The following is an 18,607-nucleotide window of genomic DNA, read 5'->3' as shown; positions in this document are numbered from 1 at the left end:
TCCTACCCTGACACATTGTCTCAAAACACCATTGCACAGGTCTAAAGAAGAGCGACGAAATTATAGCTAAGTTTTTCTAATTAGCAAAGTTTTTTTGTTATAATCTTTTACAAAAATAGTATATATACCAAATATATCTCGAAAAATGGACGGCTCATTTTGGTGCAGCCCATCACAATAGGAACTTAAAAATGATTTATGTGATTTGTGCCTTAAAATGTGAAGCTCAGGCTTTTATTGATAAGTATAAACTTGATAAGAGCAAAAAAAATGAGCTAATTGCCATTATAGTTAGTGGAGTTGGTAAACAAAATATGCAAGATGCTACTTCTCGCGTTGTTCTAGAGATGCAAAGCAATGATATCATTTTAAATGTCGGGATTTGCGGAGCAAATGAGAGTTTTGAGATAGGTGAGTTAGTAGATGCAAGTGAGCACAGACTAACTTGTGTAGATAACGAAGTCTCTCAAAGTGACGTTTATACTCTTGTAGATATGGAATCAGATGGGTTTTTAAAAGCTACAAAAGATGTCAAAAATAGTTATATATTTAAGATAGTATCAGATCACTTTCAACCTAAAAGCATCACAAAAGAGTTTGCCAAATCTCTTGTGTTTAATGCTATAGATGATATAAATAGACTACTAAAACAAAAGGTGAAAAAATGAAATATATACTCATACTTCTTCTTAGCTTCATGGTGCTTAATGCTCAAGAGATAAGCGATGAAAAACTAAAACAACTTATAGGTCGTATGCTTGTTGTGGGCTTTGATGAGAGTAGCGTTACAAAAGAGTCTCAAATAGCAAAAGATATCGTGCGTTATGATCTACTAGGTGTTATCTTGTTTGATAAATTTTATAACGATAGAAGCAAAACAAAAAATATAGGTTCACCAAAGCAGTTAAAGAAGTTAACAACACAATTACAATCATTCTCTAAAAAACCTCTGCTTATCTCTGTTGACCAAGAGGGTGGTAAGGTTGCAAGACTAAAAGAGGCTTATGGATTTAAGTCCTTTTTATCCGCAAAAGAGGTCTCAAAACTCTCAAAGAGTGAGGCAAAGAAGATCTACGACGAGCTATCTCAGATGCTAAATACAAACGGTATCAATTGTAACTTTGCTCCTGTTGTAGATCTCGCATTGAATCCAAAAAATGAAGTTATCGTTGGGTTGGAGCGTTCTTATGGAGGAGATCCTGACAAAGTAAGTGAGTATGCAGAAGTTTTTATAGACTCTCTAAGAGAGCACGAAGTTCTCTCAGTTATAAAACACTTTCCAGGTCATGGATCATCTTTGGATGACTCTCATAAGGGTTTTGTAGATGTTACAAGAACTTGGGATGATGTGGAACTAGAACCTTACAAAAAGCTCATAGAAGCTAACAAAGTTGATATGATAATGACTGCTCATATTTTTCATAGATTTTTAGATCTTAAACTTCCAGCAACTCTTTCATACAAGATAAACACAAAACTTCTAAGAGAAAAACTTGGATACAATGGTGTTATCATCAGTGATGACATGCAGATGGCGGCGATCGCTAAGCACTACTCACTAGAAGAGAGCATATTATATAGTATAAATGCAGGGGTAGATATACTTCTTTTTGCAAATCAGTTAGGATCTAACACTCCAGAGGAGCTAGTTGAGACTATCTTTGGACTTGTGAAATATGGAGATATTTCAGTCGAGAGAATTATGGATTCTGTCCAAAGAATAGAGAAATTGAACATAAAATGATAAAAATCATACTACTTTTAGCGCTAAGTACTAGCATTTGGGCAAAATATACAAATTGTGAATTTAAAAATAAACACTATGAAGATATATGTGAACAACTTGTAAAAGAGGGTGTATCTTATGACTACGCAAACAAATTTTTGCTTTCATACTTTAAGACTAAAAAGTACGATGAAGTAAGCTGGAAATATTTGCAACCTAAACACATCATAACACATAAAAAAAGTGAAAAAAAGGCAAACAATGTCTTAGTGAAATATGTCCCAGATATAGTACAACACCTAAAAAAATATAAAGAAGTTTATGATTATAGTGAAAAAAAATATGGAGTAAATCGTGAAATAGTAGCAGCCATACTTATGAAAGAGTCTGGTCTTGGCAAGATAAAACCAACTCATGATGCTTTTATAGTTTTTAACACTATAGTTACTCGAGTAGATCCAAAAAGCAAAAGAGATAAGTGGTTACTTAAAATGGGCAAAGACAATATGAAATCTGTAATAAAATACTGCTACAAAAAAGGTGTAAAACCTGAGTCTTGTAATCTTGCAAGTTCTTATGCTGGGGCAGTTGGTATCCCTCAATTTATGCCATTTAGCTTTGTTTATATGGATAGTTATAGGTCTAAAGTCGCAGATCTTTCAAAGATGGAAGATGCCATTACCTCAGCTAGTAACTATTTGAATATTAAAGCGGAATTTAGCACACTTATAGAGTGGTCAAAGATGCCAGATATCGATAAACTTGAGTCTGATTGGTATGATTTTGAGCATGAAAGAAACCATGAAAATGTCTCTTTAGTTTACAAAGAAAGTAGACATAATAAAAACCTAGAGTGCTTCACTTGCGATAAATCTGAGCTTGATTATTTCAGAGAGTTTGCTAAAAAAATCATGCGATACAATAGCTCATCAAACTACACCATCGGGGTTATGAGACTCGCTTATGATGCACACATATTACTTCACAAAGAAGAGTCAAAGAGATGAAAAAAAAAGCGCTAGTTACAGGGGCAAGTAGAGGTATTGGAAGAGAGATCTGCTCAAGACTTTTAGAACTTGGTTTTAGTGTTATTGGTATCAGTAGAAATATAAAAGATAGTGAATTTAGTAGTGATGATTTTCAAGCTATCAGAGCTGATCTCTCAGATGAAATATCAACTCAAACAGTTTGTGATAAGCTTAAGAATGAGTCTGTTTATATCTTGGTAAATTGTGCTGGATTTGGCAAGTTTGAACCTCATGAAGAGCTAAGCGCAAAGAGCATAAAAGATATGACATTTTTAAACCTAACTTCCGCGATGCTACTCTCAAACACTCTGCTTCGCTCACTAAAATCAAACGGTGGTTATCTCATCAACATAAACTCCATAGAAGCCATCAGATCTAGTAAATTTGCAGGAGTTTATAGTGCTACAAAAGCAGGTCTTAGAGCCTTTGGTGACTCTTTGTTTGAAGAGACAAGAAAAAGCGGTCTAAGCGTTGTAAACATAAACCCAGATATGACTAAGAGTGCTTTTTATGATGATCTTCGTTTTGATGTAAGTGCCAAAGAAGATGAAAGACTTTTAGCATCAGATATAGCCGATGCTATTACTCATATACTTAGCATGAGAAAAGGCGCAGTTGTGAGTGAATACACTATAAGAAGTCTGAATTTTGGGATATCTAAGAAAAGATAGACTAAAAGCTAAAACTTAACATCTAACCTGCTATAGGTTTTTTCTTGAGTGGATTTTAAAAAATCAATGTTTTTTTTGAGTTGCTTCATAGTAAGCGCTGTCTCATCTTTTAGCGTATAGAGAAGCTCCATTGCTTCTCGTAAAAGATAGATTCCACTCTCTATATCTTTTTGATTTTCAAACTCTGGAGTCTCCTGCATAAGCTCATCTATAGCTTCTGCATCTTTTTCTATAATGGCGATCTGTAATTTTTTTATCCACATTTATGTAGTCTCTCTCCACGCTTCAAGAAGTCCTTTAAAAACCTTATTAACCTCATCTAACTTTTCTGCATCATTATCAATACTTGCAGTTGTTAGAAGTTGAATTTGATAGTTATAAAGCCCATCTAAGTAAGCGCTAACCTTTCCTTGAGAGTTGTCCAAAACTGCTATAAGTTCCACTATTATAGCGATAGAACGATTTGTCCAATAGATCTTTTTCTCAACGTCACTATCTTTTATTGCCTTTTTTGCTTGAGCATTAAAACGAAGTATCCCCTCATATAGCATCTCTATGAGTCTTGTTGGTGATTCTATACCAATATTATTTTGTGCATAAGTGTTATGAGCCGTAGTCCCGTACATATTTAAGCCTTTTTTATTCGTTAATTTATTGTCATTGTTTGAATCATTCATACGAAGTATATCGACAGCTATATTTTTTTCTTTAAGAGTATTTTGATGGAATGCTCTATGCTAGAGTCACTGTATGAAGTATATAACTAAAGTATTTTACAATAAAGTCGATGTAGCTTGTAATATTAAGATATACAATTTATAGATAAAAGGATTTATTATGGCAGGTATAAGCTCACTAGGGATTGGTTCAGGAGTTTTAACTTCTGATTTAATAGATAAGCTAAAAGAAGCTGACAAAGCAAGTCTTGTAACCCCTATAGAAAATAAGATAACTTTAAATAATCAAAAACAAGATGCCTACACACTTTTGTCATCTCTAATGACTACGTTAAAAACTAGCGCTTCTGCACTTAGTTATGACACTATATTTGACAACAAAACTGTAGATATTTCTGGACAAGCTGGAGTTAAAGTAAATGCTGGTGCTAATGTCGATTCGTTTACACTAGAGACTTTAGAGTTAGCTAAAAAAGATATAACAAAGTTTGCAGCTGTTAGTTCAAAGTTGTCAACTATATCAGATCCTGCTGTAAATGGTGGAGCTGGAACGCTTACGATAGGCTCTTTTAACATTGACTATGACGCTACTACCACATTATCTGAACTCTCTCAAAAGATAACAGATGTATCAGATGGTAAAATAGGTTCTTCTATACTTCAAACTGGTGATGGAGCCTTTTCGTTAGTAGTTTCTTCAACTAAAACGGGAGCAGCTGAAGCACTAACTATTACCGATACTGGAGCGCTTGGTTCTACTTTAATGAATACTGTTGGTGCTGATAATTATGAGAAGATTCAAGCAGGTCAAGATGCTAAGTTTAAGTATAACGGCATAACAACCACAAGAGCTACAAATGAGATAAGTGACTTGATTTTAGGTGTGGATATAAGCTTAAAAAAAGAAGGTGACTTCTCTGATGTAAAAATAAACCAAGACACCTCCCTTGTAGTAGATGAGATGCAGATGTTTGTAGATGCGTACAACACACTTATGCAAAATTTGTCTGATATGACCGTGAATGATACAGAGACTGGTGCTCAAGGTGTTTTTTCAAGCGAAAGTCTCGTAAAAGGGATAAGAAGAGATCTAACAAATGTAATTACAGGTATGTTTAATGGTGGCTCTTTAATTGAATCAGGAATTAGTTTAGATAGAAGTGGCGCAATGAGCTTTGATAAGAGTAAGTTGGAGACACAACTAAGTGAAGATCCTGATGCAGTTAAGCTTTTCTTTACTGGCGGTACTGATGCAAACGGTATAGACAAAACTGGTTTTTTTGAGATGGTAGATGAAAAAATAAAATCTTACACTGGCTATGGAAAGATGCTAAGTAACTTTGAGAGTAGTATAAAAAATGAATCTACAAACTTACGTGAGAACTTGATTCGTTCACAAGAGAGTCTAAACACAAGATACGAAATTATGACTAAAAGATTTACTGCCTATGATGGTATGATTAGTAGACTAAACTCTCAGTTTTCATCACTTCAGATGATGATAAGTGCTGAGCTTAACTCTAATGATTAAGATAATGTAAAGTAGGATTTTTTCCTACTTTTAAGTATCTCAATTTCTATGTACTTTGTAAACTATTTAACATTAATACTACCTGACAAGACATTCTTTTTTTCTTATAAGAGAGCCATCGATATCTCTTAAAAAAGAATTGTTTTTGTCTTTTTCAAATATATTTTTGTTTATATAAGAATTAACAATTTTTTCAAACTCACCTTGAGAGAAACCTGTGTATTTCAAATATTCTTTTATGGCTTTTTTAGGAGGTATCCCATCATATCTATTAACCAATCTAACAGCTTCTTCTCTAGATATATAGCCTAGCCTTACATCTAAAGAAGCATTGTCGCTAGCCCTACCAAAACCATATTTTAGATACTTCAAGTAATCATGAACATGGTTACTGTAACAATCTAAGTTTTCAAAATTTTCATAAGTTGTCTCTACAGCTCTATCTTGAGCGACAAAACCATTTTGCTTTGATACCTCAAGAATCTTACGCAGATCCCATTTGAAGTAGTAGCCTAAAAACAATCCGGTAACTCCAACTTCTTTTATCTCCTCATCATCTGGATATGTATACAAAGACAAATCTCGCTTAGTTAAACCATCAACACCTAACATATCTGACACACTACTTCCTAAAAGCCCACCAAACTCTTCAAGCCACTTTCTATCTAGTATGCTTTTAGTTTTACTAGAGGCTGGTCCTCCATACTCCATTTGTGAATTCTCCGCCCATATAATAAGAGGTATCTTAAAATTAATTGCCATTTTAGGTACAGTTGTAAATATTCCTAAATGGTTTTGCCACTCATTATCTCCTGTTCTTTTAATAGCTTCTTTTGCTAATTTCTTGTACACAATAGGGTTTCGTTTTATATGTATAAGGTCAACACCTAAGTTGTTGATATTATCAAGATTTTTACGTCCTATCTCAGTAGGTATAGTAGGCTCAAAACATACACATAATGGGTTAAGCCCTAACTCTAGTATCTTAACAACCTGATATGTAGAATCTTTGCCCCCACTAACACCGATAATACAATCATAATCTGGATGAACTTTATATTTTTTTATAAGCTCTAAAAACTTTTTTTTTCTTTCTTGCCAATCAATATTTTGGTCCTTTGATACTTGAGAGTTGCAGGCATCACATACACCATTTTCATCAAATTCTAATCCTGGTTTTGTCTCTGGCATTACGCATTTTGTACAAAACTTCATCTCTTTACTCCTAAAACTACTTGAAGTTTATAGCCTTGTAGGGTTTGATGTAGCGTAGTCTCATCTATAATATTTGGTATATTTTCTTTATTTGTAGCACTACCCAAGTATGGATTTTCATAAGCCAAGTAGTTGTTTATTACCCCAATTTCCGATATAACTGTTTTTATATTTAACACATCTAAAGAGCATTTTTTTGCTAACATTTTTATAGTCTCTACACCATATAAGTTTACATGCTCTAAACCATCAAACATATTGCAATGTTCTTGGAGTATCTTTGCAGCTAATGAATCAGAGCTTGGAATTTGTAAAAATATAACACCATTTTTACTAAGAAGTTTTTTCATATACTTGAGATAGAACTCCCCATCAATTATATGCTCAAAAACATCCCACATTGTTATTATGTCAAAAGTATTATCAAAATTAATATTTTCTAAAAGATCATTAAAAACATTGTGACCTTTGTTCTTAGCAAATTCATACTCTAATTTATTTAACTCTACACCATAGGTGCGTAGATCTCTTTTTTTTGCCAAATCTAAAAATGTTCCTGATGAACAACCTATATCTAGTATGTTTTTAGCATTTTTCATCTCTTGTTGAACCCTATCTAGCCCACCATTATAAAGATTTATATAAAAACTATCCGTATCTGATTCAACTAGCTGAGCTTGTTCTGTATGATTTGTCTCATAGTACTCTACTATTGCTTTATCATTAAACACAGGATTAAGATATATCATAGTGCACTTTACACACTTTACATATGTTCCGCCCTCCTTAGAAAATATTTTCTGGTACTCCATACTTGAACAAACGGGGCAAGCTCTTGTTTTAGTGTATTTATCCAAAAATAAGCCTGTATTTTGGTCTATATATTTTTCATGGTTTTGCATACTCTCATCCCAGATTTTCATCCTTTTTTCATGCAATTCTTTTACAGTTTGTGCCATTAACTATCCTTTATTTAAATCTTTCAAAATTAAATACTTGTCTTTTTTTACCACGCTACACTCATCACATATGGAATAAAAATTTTTCTCATATATGCTTTTTCTTAATTTAAGATATTTATCATTATTCCATATCTCTTGTAGTGGTTTTATTTGCATATTTCCCATAATCAGCTGACTTGTCAAATCATAACAGCATGGAACTACATCTCCATTGTGCCTAATTGTTATAGTGTTTTGTATATGGTCACACTTGTTTGAGATCTCATCATCTTCATCAACAGCAACATCAAAAATATTTTCATCTAGGTTCATATCACTCCACTTTATTGCATCTGTATATGCTATACTTATCAAACCTGCTTCAATATAAGACTTAAACTCATATTCAAGCCATTTACTCTGTGGGGATTTAAGATTGTTATTTTTATCGTAGTATTTAAACTGTGTTGAAGATATTTTAATCTCTATATTCGAGTTTCTTTTTACTTTTTTTTCAATAAGTTCTTTAATATTATTTATAACTTTTTTATGACTAGACTTTTTTCTTATGAAATCATTCATTTTTGAGTCTATTCCATCAAGTGAAAACTCTATGCTATCTAGTGTTGAATCTAAAATTTTATCTATCATACTACTATTTAACAGCATTCCATTTGAGACAGTTTTAGTCCATGGTATTTTTATTTTTTTTAACTCTTTGAGCATAAAGAAGAAATCTTTGTTTATAAATGGCTCCCCACCCATATAGAGTACAACTACATCTATTCTTTCATCTTTAATCTGATCTATTACTTTTGAAAATAGCTCTTTTGTCATATTGCCCTTTATTGGATTTTGGTAAGTTCCAGTAGGGCAATGTATACAAGATAAATTGCATGTAGCTGATGGTTCTATCCTAACTACTTTAGGAAATTTATATATAAAATTTTTCTCTAACATTTCAATCAACTCACTGTTTTTATTAACATAAAATCATTTTACTCTTTTATGAAGTAGACTATATTTGGGTAAAAATCAAATGTTCTTAGGTTTATATTTTGTATACCTATTACTTCGTCAAGTGCTTGTGTAGCTCCAGAAACATAGTTTAAAGCATTTATCATAACTATGCCACCTTTTGGAATTTTAGGATAAAAACACTCTAAAGCAGCCTTAGTAGGTTCATAAAAATTCATAGTCAGTTGTAGTATTCTTATGACTGATTGTGGGTTTTGTTCAACATAATTTTTTGAAGTTTCTCTAACATCACCTTTTATTAGCTCTATCTTAGGAAGATGGTTTAGCGGTCTATCTAAGTCATATATCTCTATAGCTCTTTTGAGATCCTCATATGAATCAGATAAGTAATCACCCTCTTTTAGATCTATCAAACTATTTTGATCTTTTTGAGATTTACCTATAGAACCCTCAAATGTATCGAACCCTATGATTTTTGTTTGGTAGTTATATGGCTCTAAAGATGCGCAGAGATTCGCATAATTAAATATGCCATCTCCAAAGTAAACCCCGCATTCAACTATATTTCCAAGAACCCCTTTTGTCATCTTAAACATCTCATAATAACATAAGTCTTTAGCGTAATTTTGTCTAGATTTAAATCTTGAGAGAGAGTTTAATTTATCAGAAGTGCTTCCATACGCTTCATTAAAATACTCTGCTACCATATTCTCTTTTTCTTTTTGTCCTACCGTTGATAACTTTGTTCCCTCGTATTGCTTAGTGTTTCTACTCATAATTTTCTCCTACTTTGTGTACTAAAATAATTTTACCTATTTATGCTTAATCTATCTCCAAACACATAATTTTTCTGCGCAACTTTGCCTAGAATATCTTTTAAATACTTAGGATGCATACCATATCCTGGTCTTACACTTCTTATGTTTTGCTCTGTAAAAATTTCACCTTTTTTGATATCCTGGCTTACATAGAGGCTTCTGCTAAATTGTCTGCTTTGTTTTTTCTTACTATTCATACTATAGTCAACTTTTCCTATAAGTTTTTCTACATCTCTTATGTCCTTTACCATATCTCTAAACCCTTGTTTATCCATAGAAAAGTCTGCATCCGCTCCACCTATAGACTTATCAAGTATAAAGTGTTTCTCTATAACTTTAGCGCCAAGTGCTACTGCTGCAATAGGTGCAGTAGCTCCTAGAGTGTGATCTGAAAACCCACTAACTACTCCAAATGTTTGAGCCAAGTTTACTATGGTGGCAAGGTTGGCATCTTCAAGTGGAGCTGGATATGCGCTAGTACATTTTAGTAGTACTATGTCATTATTTCCAACACCTCTACATATATCTACTGCATCTTGTATCTCATCTATTGTAGCTATTCCTGTACTTATGATGATTGGTTTCATCTTGGATGCGCTGTACCTTATGAGTTCATAGTCCGTTATCTCAAACGATGCTATCTTATATGCAGAGGGATTAAACTGTTCTAAAAAATCAACTGCACTTTTGTCAAAAGGGGATGAAAATATATCAATATTTATACTTCTTGCATATTCAAAAAGCTCTTTATGCCATTCCCAAGGTGTATATGCTTCTTTATATAGATCGTAAAGTTTTTTACCATCCCAAAGCGTTCCACCTTTGATTATAAAATCTTCTTTATCTGAATCTAGCGTTATAGTATCAGCTGTATATGTTTGCAGTTTTATACAATCTGCCCCTACATCTTTTGCGGCTTTTATAGTGTCTAGTGCATTTTGCAAACTTCCATTGTGGTTGGCACTAAGTTCTGCAATTATATATGTACCATCTTTGTTTAAATTAAAATTACCTATTTTCATCTTTAGCCTTTTGAATTTTTAAAATATACTTATGGCCATTTATCTCAAAAAAAGCTGGATAGTTTTCATTGTCAACTATTCTTAGAAGATTAAACTGCTCTTTAATTGTTTTACCTATATCTAGTTCACTATCTTGCACATCTCTCTTTTTATAAAAAGTTTCCGCTCCAGTTTGCTCTTTAGGTATCTTAAAAGTATCATAATTATTTAAAAATTCTAAACACATATCTATGGTGTGTTTTGCTTGGCTTTGTCTTAGTTCATCATTTAATTCATATCCATCTAACACTAGATCTTTTTGCATATAGATATCACCATCATCCACACCACTTGAAGCTTCAAACATAGTAAAAGGGATTATGTTCTTATCTTCTAAAACCTGCCAAAACAAAGGTGCCCAACCTTTACCTTTAGGCAAATCACTCGCATGCACAACTATGTTATGTTTGTTTTTTCTCAAGTACTCATCTTTTATGATTTGATGATAACTAAGTATAAAGACTACATCATAGCTCTCAGTCATATCTTGATGATTAAAATATAGCTTTGATGATGAAATATTTTTGTTTAACTCTTTTGCATAAGGGATGAACCATTGGTTTGGTGATGTAAGTATTGCTATTTTCATTGTAAATTTCTTAGCATTTTTGATATATGATTTTGAAATTTAATTTTATCAAATCTGCTCAAAACCAAATAACCCTTACTCTTTAAAAACTTATACATATCTTCTTGATTATCAGCTGTTTTAATAGCAATAAATGCCAACTCCATATAATAAACTTCATTCACTGTTACACTAGGAGTTACTATTGCAAAATCACTTTTAGCCATTAGCTTTGCTACTTTGTTTGAGTTTACTTGTAGGTTTATCCAAGATTTTTTTTTAGTATATTTTTCTAGTAGATCTAGGTGTTGATTTGCTGTTGTTGTTACTAAGTTTACTTTTATATTTTTAATCTTTTTTAGTTCTTTTAGTATCTTTATATTTAAGTTTGCAGTATCAGCCCCACCCATTGCAACAAAAATTTTAAATGTAGAATTTTTAATTTTTAATTTCTTTTTTTGCTTCTTCTTTTCTTTAAAAAACTCATCTCTTAATAGTGTATATTTAGCTCCGCATCTAAGTACGCATCTATTTGGTACTAAGACCTTATATTTTGTTTTATCTGCACTAATGTTATGGTTCAGGAGTATGTCGCAGTAGTGTTTTTCATAGGTATCATCAAAACTTAGTATTTTTAGTTTTGGATTTTGGATTTTTAGTTTTTTCTCAAACTTATAATCAATCCTATAATGGTCTACAACTAACATATCTATATCTAACTTTTTTATTTGCGCATCTAATTCTTTGAGACTATTTGATTTTAATATGACAAGTTTGTATCCATCTTCTAATATTTTATGATTTATATTGCCACTTAAATCTTGTGTGGCAAATATAATATTATGATCTTTTTTAGCATACTTTTTCGCTAAAACCAAATCACGCATAATATGACCAGTCCCTATGGTAGATGATGAATCTGCGCGGAATAAAATCTTCATCATATCTCTTTAGCTTTTTTTAGAGCTTCATACATAAACTCTGCTCTTATCCAATCTTCTAGCGTGTCAATATCTTGTACTAGATGTCTTGGAAGTATTATGGGGATGCTAATATTACTAAAGACTACTTTGTTTGTTGACTTTTTCTCTCTTTTTCTATTTGTCCAATAAAACTGTCCTGCATCTTGATACGCCTCTTCGAGATCTTGGCTTCTTGACATATAGTGCTCTGGGGTAAACATCTCACTTCTACCCTGCGCATCTAACTTAAATGTCCTCTGAATTGGAAATGGCATAGTCGTTGAACTAAAAGCATTTATAGCATCGCTTTTTTTAAGCTTTTCATATCCCTGTAGTAAGTATTTTTTTTGTAAAAATGGAGCTGTTGCATAAATCGTGCATATGTACTCATAGCTCTCACCTCTAGACTCTAAATACTCTACCATATGATTAACTACATCTACAGTGCCTGTAAAATCATCACTAAGCTCAGATGGTCTTAAAAATGGAACTTCAGCTCCATATTCTGCAGCTATTTTTGCTATCTCTTCATCATCGGTTGAGACAATAACTTTTTCAAAAAGCTTTGAATCTAATGCAGTCTCAATACTATAAGCAATTAGTGGCTTAGAAAAGAACTCTTTGATGTTTTTTCTTGGTATTCTTTTACTTCCGCCTCGCGCTGGGATTATTGCTATTGCATTTTTTGCCATCTATCTTAAAACCTCTAGTAGTGTTTTTATCACATAGGATTGTTCTTCATCACTAAGAAGTGGATACATAGGAAGCGAAAAACACTCCCTATAATAGTTATCCATAACTGGAGTATTTTCACTTCCATATCCTAAAGATTTATAATATGGTTGTTTATTTATAGGTATATAATGAAGCTGTATCCCTATGTTTTTTTCTTTAAGAGTGTTAAATAAATCTTCTTTTGTGATACTTAGTTTTGTAAAATCAACTTGCACTACATACAGATGATATGATGATGTTCCATCATAAGTATAGAGTGGTTTTACATTAGTATTTTCAAGTGCTTTATCATAAGCTTTAGCTATCTCATATCTTCTTTGTAAAAAACCTACTTGTTTTTTTAGTTGAGTTAGACCTAGTGCGCACTGAATATCTGTGATGCGGTAGTTAAAGCCTAACTCTCTCATCTCATACTCCCATGGTTTCATATCTGGTGTTTTTACCATCCCATGAGCTCGAAGCATAAGTAGCTTTTCATAGATCTCTTTAGAGTTTGTAGTTATAGCTCCACCTTCTGCTGTTGTGAGGTGTTTTACTGGATGAAAAGAAAAAATTCCACACTCACTATTTGCACAACTTCCAGATTTTATACCATCATATACTGCACCTATAGAGTGAGCATTGTCTTCTAGTATGGATATGTTGTATGTTTGTCTTAGATACGCTAACTTTTTTTGATTTAACATACGACCACTAAAAGAGACTCCATATAGTGCTTTTATGCTTGGATCTTTTTTAAGTACTTCTTCACATAGATCTAAGTCTATATTTCCATCTTCTGCTATATCTACGAAAATAGGTTTTGCACCTACATAAAGTATTGAATTTGATGTAGCTAAAAAAGAGTTAGGCGTAGTAAGTACTTTATCCCTAGATTTAAGTAAGGCTAGTGAGGCTAGATGAAGAGCTGCTGTTCCATTTGCAACTGCTACTACATAGTTTGCTCCACAGTAATCACTCAGCGCATCTTCAAACTCTTTGATTTTTGGTCCTGTTGTTAAAAAGTCTGATTTTAGAGTCTCTACAACTGCATCTATATCATCTTGTTCTATTGATTGTTTAGAATAAGGGATAAAATTCATTTTATGATTTCTCCACCATTTCTAAAAATTGCTCATTTGTAAGCCATTCATTATTATTTAATGAGTTATATTCAAAGCCTGTACCAATATCTTTACCCACTTCGCCTACTGCATTTTTATTATAATCTACTGTGTATGTAAATTGTATAGTTGGTGTTATTACATAGTAGCTATCAAACTCTACAACTCTGTCATCCTCTGTTATCATAACTTCGTGCATCTTCTCGCCAGGTCTTATACCTATAACCTTATGATGTAGATTTGGTGCAAGTGCATATGCCAATTCTGTCATCTTCATAGATGGGATCTTTGGTATAAAAATCTCTCCTCCATGCATTCTCTTAAAGTCATCTAAAACAAAATTCACCCCATCTTCTAAAGTTATAAAAAATCTTGTCATATCTTCATGAGTTATTGGTAGATTTACAGCTCCCTCATCTATTAATTTTTGAAAAAACGGCACTACAGAGCCTCTTGAACCTACTACGTTTCCATATCTTACAACTGAAAATCTTGTTTTTCTTTTTCCTACCATATTATTAGCAGCTACAAAAAGTTTATCGCTAGCAAGCTTAGTGGCACCATAAAGATTTATAGGGCTTGAGGCTTTGTCAGTTGAGAGCGCTATTACTTTTCCTACTTCATTTTTAATAGCCGCCTGTATAACATTTTGAGCACCATCAATATTTGTTTTTATGCACTCCATGGGATTATACTCAGCAACTGGAACATGTTTTAAAGCTGCCGCATGGATAACAAAATCTACATCTTGCATAGCTTCTTCAAGTCTTGCGCTATCTCTTACATCACCTATAAAATATCTCATGCATTTGTCATTAAAAGTTTGTGCCATTTCATACTGTTTTAGTTCATCACGGCTATATATAATAATTTTATTAGGCTTATACTTCGTAAGCAATATTTCTGTATATTTTTTACCAAAACTTCCTGTTCCACCTGTTATAAATATGTTTTTGTTATTGAACATTCATTTTCCTTTACTGAGTAAAACATTACTTACTAGTTTAATGTATAAACTCATTATACATAAAACATTTAGCATTATCCATACCATGGGCAATAAATTTGATATAATTAATCCAAATAAATTTAAGGTTTTTAAAGATGCAAGATATTGAAACAAAAGCTATACAAAACTACCAAGAAAATATGATTTATTTTCAAGATAAGCACCCACAACTTCACAACAAAATACTAGCATTAGATAGCATTTTGAGTGATGGAACATACCCTCAAAAATATGAACTAGAATACAAAGATGATTATTTTGATATAGTTGAATTACAATCAAATCAGAAACTTTACCAGCAAAATTCAATAATTTACTCAGAGGAACTAAGCAAAAAAGTTAATCTCAAAAAAAATATACAATCTTTTAAAACTCAAAGAAAATTGATTTTTGATAAAGATACTTTAGATCTTTATAAAATTCAAAATGCCATATCTCCCTTTATTTCGGTAGCTCATATTATGGAATATCATAATACTCACTGTGATGATTCGATGAGCATGGACAAAATAAATAAATACATTTTTTTTGGAACAGGTCTAGCATTTCACATAGACAATATTGTAAGTAATTTTAGTATCCCAATATCTTTAGTTATAGAAGATGATATAGAGCTTTTTAGGTTATCCATGTTTACCACTAACTACAAAAACATCTTTGAAAAACGTAAAGTTTTTTTTTCAATAGCAGAAAATAAAAATGAGTTTCACGAAACATTTCACAATTTTTTCTTAAGTGCCTTTTTTAAAAACCATTTTATAAAATATTCGCTTTTTTCAGACTTATATCAAGAAAAGATAGATGATATAAGAAGTTTTCTCATCTCAAGACCAGAGGCTACTTACTCAAATGAAAAAATGTTAGAAAAAAATAATAAAGTTTTAAAAAAAATCAAAGATAATTATAAATTTTTAAATTTAGAAAAAAAAGACTCTGAACAATATTTCAAAGATAAGCCATGGTTAATTATTGCAGCTGGTCCATCACTTCAAAGCAACTTAGAGTGGTTAAAAGAAAATCATAATAAATATATTATTATAACCTTGTTTGTGACTTTAAAAATACTTAAAAAAGCCAATATTGTTCCAGATATAGCTGTTCATATTGACGAAGGTCCTTTGGAATCAAATAATATATTTAAGGATATAGGTAACCTAGATTTTTTAAAAGATACACTTTTAATTTATAGCGCATCCATTTCACAAATACACTTTGATAAGTTTGATAAAAAAAATATTTTCTTACATGAAGATAGGACAAAATATAAATTAGGAAAAAGCACACTACCCGTAACAAGTGTAGGTGAAACAATCTACTCGATTGCTTTAATCTTCAACGCTTCTTCTATTTATCTTTTAGGCTTAGATTTTGCACTTGGTGATGATGATCAAACTCATTCAGACGAACATATAACATCAGCAAAAGTAATTACACAAGAAAATGATGATTTTCAACTAAGAAGCAATATTTTGTATGTCAAAGGAAATCAAAAAAACAGAGTAAAATCTATACCTATATTTACACTCTCTATTCCAGTAGTAAACTCTAAAACAAGGGAATATAAGTCTTCAGAGCAAAATGTTTATAATTTATCTCAAAATGGTGCCTATTTTGAAGATACTATCCCACTTAATATTTCTGACATAAAAGAAAAAAATATTTTAGATAAAACTATAATTCAAAATGAGATTAGAAAAATATTTAATTTTTATTCAACAAGTGAACTTAATAATTTAGAAATGGATGAGATTAAATTTAAAATAGAACAAATTTCTGATTTAAAAATATTGCTAGAAAAGTTCAAAACATCCCCTGTTTCTAATGGTGATATTTTTTTAATATCATATGAAAATTTAGTTACTGCTGTTTTTAAGCACAGTTATCAATATGAATTATGGGAAATACTAACTATTTATTTTTTAAGAATAAGCTCATTTGTAGATGATTTAGTATGTACAGTTGAACTTAAGAACAAAAAAAAGCACGTTAAGAAGTTAAAACAATTTTTGGTCACTCAGATAGAAAAGATAATCTTAACTTATGAAGAAAATTTGAAAGTACTTGAAGCTACTGAAGTAGCTTAAGTACATTTTGCTGAACAGCATTAGCTTGACTCATAGCGTATGAGCCTGACTGAGCTAAGATATTGAATTTTGAAAAAGTAGCACTCTCTGCCGCAAAGTCAACATCACGAATCTGAGATTCTGCTGCTTGAACATTTACTTGTGTAACACTAATGTTGCGTATTGTAGATTCAAGTTGATTTTGTACAGAACCTATATCTGAACGAGTATTTCCTAAATCTTTAAGAGCATAATCCGTGATTATAATCGCTTTCTCTGCACTCTCACGTGTTGTAACATCAACTGTTGATAGATTGTTAGTAAGTCCTGCTGTAGCTACAGCAGCTCCAAAAGCAGCACTACCAGCACCATCTGTTAAACCTATAGCTGATACAGTAGTTGGAGAATCTAAGCGGATGCCATACTGAGGTGCAGCTGCACTAGAATCAGCATCTTCATATATACTAGCTCTAATATCTGCACCTTGAATTTGAGCTGCTGCATTAAATGCATCAACGGTAGCTTGAGCTATCTCATAAGCCTTATGTGACCCTGTAGTAAAAGAAGCAGTTGATGTAACAGCTGATGTAGTTCCGTCTACACCAATAACTGACGCTGATAAAGTTGTAGTAAATGCTGCTTGCGTAGCTGTTGTATCTATAAATCCAGCAGTACTCTCTGCTAAAGCAAAATTGGCTACATTATGTGTTTGTGCATTATCAATTGATATCTTTACAGTCTCTCCTGAATAAGCTCCAATATGAAATGATTTATTCTGAAATGCACCATTTAGTAATGTTTGACCATTAAACGATGTAGTTGAAGCAATGTTTTGTGCCTCTTCCATTAATCTATCTATATCCGACTGAATTTTTTGACGAGAATCAAGCGTTTGACCATCTGATGCTGCTTGGATTGATTTCGTTCTTATGGTATCTACAATTTTTGTGTATTCATCAAATGCGCCATCTGCTGTTTGTGTCACCCCAATAGCATCGTTAGCATTCATAATAGCCTGGCCCAAACCTTGTGCTTGTTGACGAAGTGAATCAGCAATAGCCATTCCCGAAGCATCATCTGCCGCTTTGTTAATTCTTAGTCCTGATGATAAAGCATTTAAACTTTTATCTAGTCCCAAGTTAGTCATGCTTGCATTTCTATGTGCATTCATTGCACTGATGTTTGTGTTTATTCTAAATCCCATCACAAATCCTTTTTTAGGTTATTTGTATGGTTTGAGCAATATGTGTTCCAAAATTTATAAGAAGAAGATTTTAAAAAAAAGAGTAACTCACTCCCAAGAAAGACTTGAGAGTGAATTTTTATAAAGAAGCTAGAGATTAAGTTACTATTGTAACTGTCTCATCACGTTTTCTAAAGAAACGTGAGCGTAGCTAAAGCTACTTACTCAAGACTACTGAAGTAGTCTCATCACGTTTTGTTGAACAGCGTTAGCTTGACTCATAGCATATGAACCTGACTGAGCTAAAATATTGAATTTTGCAAAGTTTGCACTCTCTG

20 protein-coding genes are annotated in these 18,607 nt (G+C 32.2%); 6 read left to right on the top strand and 14 right to left on the bottom strand.

The features are described 5' to 3' along the window. Nucleotides 1–191: 191 nt before the first annotated feature. Genes M0Q24_RS09880 through M0Q24_RS09865 form a run of 4 tightly spaced genes read left to right on the top strand, consistent with a single transcriptional unit; the run spans nt 192 to nt 3,425 of the window. The gene (locus M0Q24_RS09880) at nt 192–668 is read left to right on the top strand and encodes a hypothetical protein (RefSeq protein ID WP_295050232.1); all 477 of its coding nucleotides are present in this window, start codon (nt 192–194) and stop codon (nt 666–668) included. Further along, nucleotides 665–1,744, top strand: coding sequence for a glycoside hydrolase family 3 N-terminal domain-containing protein (locus tag M0Q24_RS09875; protein WP_295050230.1), 1,080 nt, complete (start codon nt 665–667; stop codon nt 1,742–1,744). Before M0Q24_RS09880 ends, M0Q24_RS09875 begins: the two co-directional genes overlap by 4 nt. Next, entirely contained in the window at nt 1,741–2,733 is a 993-nt protein-coding gene (locus M0Q24_RS09870) for a lytic murein transglycosylase (RefSeq protein WP_295050228.1), read from the top strand. The genes M0Q24_RS09875 and M0Q24_RS09870 overlap by 4 nt, the downstream gene beginning before the upstream one ends. Beyond that, on the top strand, nt 2,730–3,425 hold the full coding sequence (locus M0Q24_RS09865) for an SDR family oxidoreductase (RefSeq protein ID WP_295050227.1): 696 nt from the start codon (nt 2,730–2,732) through the stop codon (nt 3,423–3,425). Before M0Q24_RS09870 ends, M0Q24_RS09865 begins: the two co-directional genes overlap by 4 nt. 8 nt (nt 3,426–3,433) lie before the next feature. Here the strand turns inward: M0Q24_RS09865 and M0Q24_RS09860 are convergent, their stop codons facing one another. Beyond that, on the bottom strand, nt 3,434–3,688 hold the full coding sequence (locus M0Q24_RS09860) for a hypothetical protein (RefSeq protein ID WP_295050226.1): 255 nt from the start codon (nt 3,686–3,688) through the stop codon (nt 3,434–3,436). Continuing rightward, nucleotides 3,689–4,051: a flagellar export chaperone FliS gene (gene fliS, locus M0Q24_RS09855; protein ID WP_295050224.1), complete on the bottom strand. Its 363-nt coding sequence runs from the start codon at nt 4,049–4,051 to the stop codon at nt 3,689–3,691. A gap of 211 nt (nt 4,052–4,262) precedes the next feature. Here fliS and fliD point away from each other — a divergent pair, with 211 nt between their 5' ends. Continuing rightward, on the top strand, nt 4,263–5,633 hold the full coding sequence (gene fliD / locus M0Q24_RS09850; RefSeq protein ID WP_295050223.1) for a flagellar filament capping protein FliD: 1,371 nt from the start codon (nt 4,263–4,265) through the stop codon (nt 5,631–5,633). 78 nt (nt 5,634–5,711) lie between these two features. On the opposite strand, the gene M0Q24_RS09845 is transcribed toward fliD, so the two are convergent. From M0Q24_RS09845 to pseB, 10 genes are read right to left on the bottom strand one after another with little or no spacing between them, the layout of a single operon-like run. Further along, nucleotides 5,712–6,848, bottom strand: a complete 1,137-nt coding sequence (locus M0Q24_RS09845; protein ID WP_295050221.1) for an N-acetyl sugar amidotransferase — start codon at nt 6,846–6,848, stop codon at nt 5,712–5,714. Next, nucleotides 6,845–7,807, bottom strand: a complete 963-nt coding sequence (locus M0Q24_RS09840; protein WP_295050219.1) for a class I SAM-dependent methyltransferase — start codon at nt 7,805–7,807, stop codon at nt 6,845–6,847. The genes M0Q24_RS09845 and M0Q24_RS09840 overlap by 4 nt, the downstream gene beginning before the upstream one ends. Before the next feature lie 3 nt (nt 7,808–7,810). Next, on the bottom strand, nt 7,811–8,749 hold the full coding sequence (locus tag M0Q24_RS09835; protein WP_295050217.1) for a radical SAM protein: 939 nt from the start codon (nt 8,747–8,749) through the stop codon (nt 7,811–7,813). Nucleotides 8,750–8,787: 38 nt separating this feature from the next. After that, nucleotides 8,788–9,543, bottom strand: a complete 756-nt coding sequence (locus tag M0Q24_RS09830; RefSeq protein WP_295050215.1) for a TylF/MycF/NovP-related O-methyltransferase — start codon at nt 9,541–9,543, stop codon at nt 8,788–8,790. 32 nt (nt 9,544–9,575) lie between these two features. Further along, a complete protein-coding gene (gene pseI / locus M0Q24_RS09825; protein ID WP_295050213.1) occupies nt 9,576–10,607 on the bottom strand; it encodes a pseudaminic acid synthase in 1,032 nt (343 codons plus the stop codon). Further along, nucleotides 10,594–11,235, bottom strand: a complete 642-nt coding sequence (locus M0Q24_RS09820) for a formyltransferase family protein (RefSeq protein WP_295050211.1) — start codon at nt 11,233–11,235, stop codon at nt 10,594–10,596. Before M0Q24_RS09820 ends, pseI begins: the two co-directional genes overlap by 14 nt. Next, entirely contained in the window at nt 11,232–12,155 is a 924-nt protein-coding gene (gene pseG, locus M0Q24_RS09815) for a UDP-2,4-diacetamido-2,4,6-trideoxy-beta-L-altropyranose hydrolase (protein ID WP_295050208.1), read from the bottom strand. The genes M0Q24_RS09820 and pseG overlap by 4 nt, the downstream gene beginning before the upstream one ends. After that, the gene (gene pseF, locus M0Q24_RS09810) at nt 12,155–12,868 is read right to left on the bottom strand and encodes a pseudaminic acid cytidylyltransferase (protein ID WP_295050206.1); all 714 of its coding nucleotides are present in this window, start codon (nt 12,866–12,868) and stop codon (nt 12,155–12,157) included. Before pseF ends, pseG begins: the two co-directional genes overlap by 1 nt. After that, nucleotides 12,869–13,993, bottom strand: a complete 1,125-nt coding sequence (gene pseC / locus M0Q24_RS09805; protein WP_295050204.1) for a UDP-4-amino-4,6-dideoxy-N-acetyl-beta-L-altrosamine transaminase — start codon at nt 13,991–13,993, stop codon at nt 12,869–12,871. Between the two features lies 1 nt (nt 13,994). Further along, nucleotides 13,995–14,981, bottom strand: a complete 987-nt coding sequence (pseB, locus tag M0Q24_RS09800) for a UDP-N-acetylglucosamine 4,6-dehydratase (inverting) (RefSeq protein WP_295050202.1) — start codon at nt 14,979–14,981, stop codon at nt 13,995–13,997. 137 nt (nt 14,982–15,118) lie between these two features. On the opposite strand from pseB, the gene M0Q24_RS09795 reads away from it, so the two are divergent. Beyond that, nucleotides 15,119–17,107, top strand: coding sequence for a 6-hydroxymethylpterin diphosphokinase MptE-like protein (locus tag M0Q24_RS09795; protein ID WP_295050200.1), 1,989 nt, complete (start codon nt 15,119–15,121; stop codon nt 17,105–17,107). On the opposite strand, the gene M0Q24_RS09790 is transcribed toward M0Q24_RS09795, so the two are convergent. Both M0Q24_RS09790 and M0Q24_RS09785 read right to left on the bottom strand, forming a co-directional pair. Further along, nucleotides 17,091–18,290: a flagellin gene (locus tag M0Q24_RS09790; RefSeq protein WP_295050198.1), complete on the bottom strand. Its 1,200-nt coding sequence runs from the start codon at nt 18,288–18,290 to the stop codon at nt 17,091–17,093. The genes M0Q24_RS09795 and M0Q24_RS09790 overlap by 17 nt on opposite strands. A gap of 210 nt (nt 18,291–18,500) precedes the next feature. Then, on the bottom strand, nt 18,501–18,607 hold a 107-nt coding region (locus M0Q24_RS09785), incomplete at its 5' end, for a flagellin (RefSeq protein ID WP_295050234.1).

This window comes from Sulfurimonas sp., from assembly GCF_023228785.1.
Classification (GTDB): Bacteria; Campylobacterota; Campylobacteria; order Campylobacterales; family Sulfurimonadaceae; genus Sulfurimonas.
Note: the sequence above shows the minus strand (reverse complement) of the source record. Positions and strands in the feature narration are given on the sequence as shown.

What these genes read in the sequence shown, in the direction of transcription:
- M0Q24_RS09880 (WP_295050232.1), top strand. Translation starts at nt 192, where the DNA reads ATGATTTATGTGATTTGTGCCTTAAAATGTGAAGCTCAGGCTTTTATT.
- M0Q24_RS09835 (WP_295050217.1), bottom strand. Translation starts at nt 8,749, where the DNA reads ATGTTAGAGAAAAATTTTATATATAAATTTCCTAAAGTAGTTAGGATA.
- fliD (WP_295050223.1), top strand. Translation starts at nt 4,263, where the DNA reads ATGGCAGGTATAAGCTCACTAGGGATTGGTTCAGGAGTTTTAACTTCT.
- M0Q24_RS09840 (WP_295050219.1), bottom strand. Translation starts at nt 7,807, where the DNA reads ATGGCACAAACTGTAAAAGAATTGCATGAAAAAAGGATGAAAATCTGG.
- M0Q24_RS09860 (WP_295050226.1), bottom strand. Translation starts at nt 3,688, where the DNA reads ATGTGGATAAAAAAATTACAGATCGCCATTATAGAAAAAGATGCAGAA.
- pseI (WP_295050213.1), bottom strand. Translation starts at nt 10,607, where the DNA reads ATGAAAATAGGTAATTTTAATTTAAACAAAGATGGTACATATATAATT.
- M0Q24_RS09875 (WP_295050230.1), top strand. Translation starts at nt 665, where the DNA reads ATGAAATATATACTCATACTTCTTCTTAGCTTCATGGTGCTTAATGCT.
- M0Q24_RS09820 (WP_295050211.1), bottom strand. Translation starts at nt 11,235, where the DNA reads ATGAAAATAGCAATACTTACATCACCAAACCAATGGTTCATCCCTTAT.
- pseG (WP_295050208.1), bottom strand. Translation starts at nt 12,155, where the DNA reads ATGAAGATTTTATTCCGCGCAGATTCATCATCTACCATAGGGACTGGT.
- M0Q24_RS09845 (WP_295050221.1), bottom strand. Translation starts at nt 6,848, where the DNA reads ATGAAGTTTTGTACAAAATGCGTAATGCCAGAGACAAAACCAGGATTA.
- M0Q24_RS09870 (WP_295050228.1), top strand. Translation starts at nt 1,741, where the DNA reads ATGATAAAAATCATACTACTTTTAGCGCTAAGTACTAGCATTTGGGCA.
- fliS (WP_295050224.1), bottom strand. Translation starts at nt 4,051, where the DNA reads ATGTACGGGACTACGGCTCATAACACTTATGCACAAAATAATATTGGT.
- M0Q24_RS09795 (WP_295050200.1), top strand. Translation starts at nt 15,119, where the DNA reads ATGCAAGATATTGAAACAAAAGCTATACAAAACTACCAAGAAAATATG.
- M0Q24_RS09790 (WP_295050198.1), bottom strand. Translation starts at nt 18,290, where the DNA reads ATGGGATTTAGAATAAACACAAACATCAGTGCAATGAATGCACATAGA.
- M0Q24_RS09865 (WP_295050227.1), top strand. Translation starts at nt 2,730, where the DNA reads ATGAAAAAAAAAGCGCTAGTTACAGGGGCAAGTAGAGGTATTGGAAGA.
- pseB (WP_295050202.1), bottom strand. Translation starts at nt 14,981, where the DNA reads ATGTTCAATAACAAAAACATATTTATAACAGGTGGAACAGGAAGTTTT.
- M0Q24_RS09830 (WP_295050215.1), bottom strand. Translation starts at nt 9,543, where the DNA reads ATGAGTAGAAACACTAAGCAATACGAGGGAACAAAGTTATCAACGGTA.
- pseF (WP_295050206.1), bottom strand. Translation starts at nt 12,868, where the DNA reads ATGGCAAAAAATGCAATAGCAATAATCCCAGCGCGAGGCGGAAGTAAA.
- pseC (WP_295050204.1), bottom strand. Translation starts at nt 13,993, where the DNA reads ATGAATTTTATCCCTTATTCTAAACAATCAATAGAACAAGATGATATA.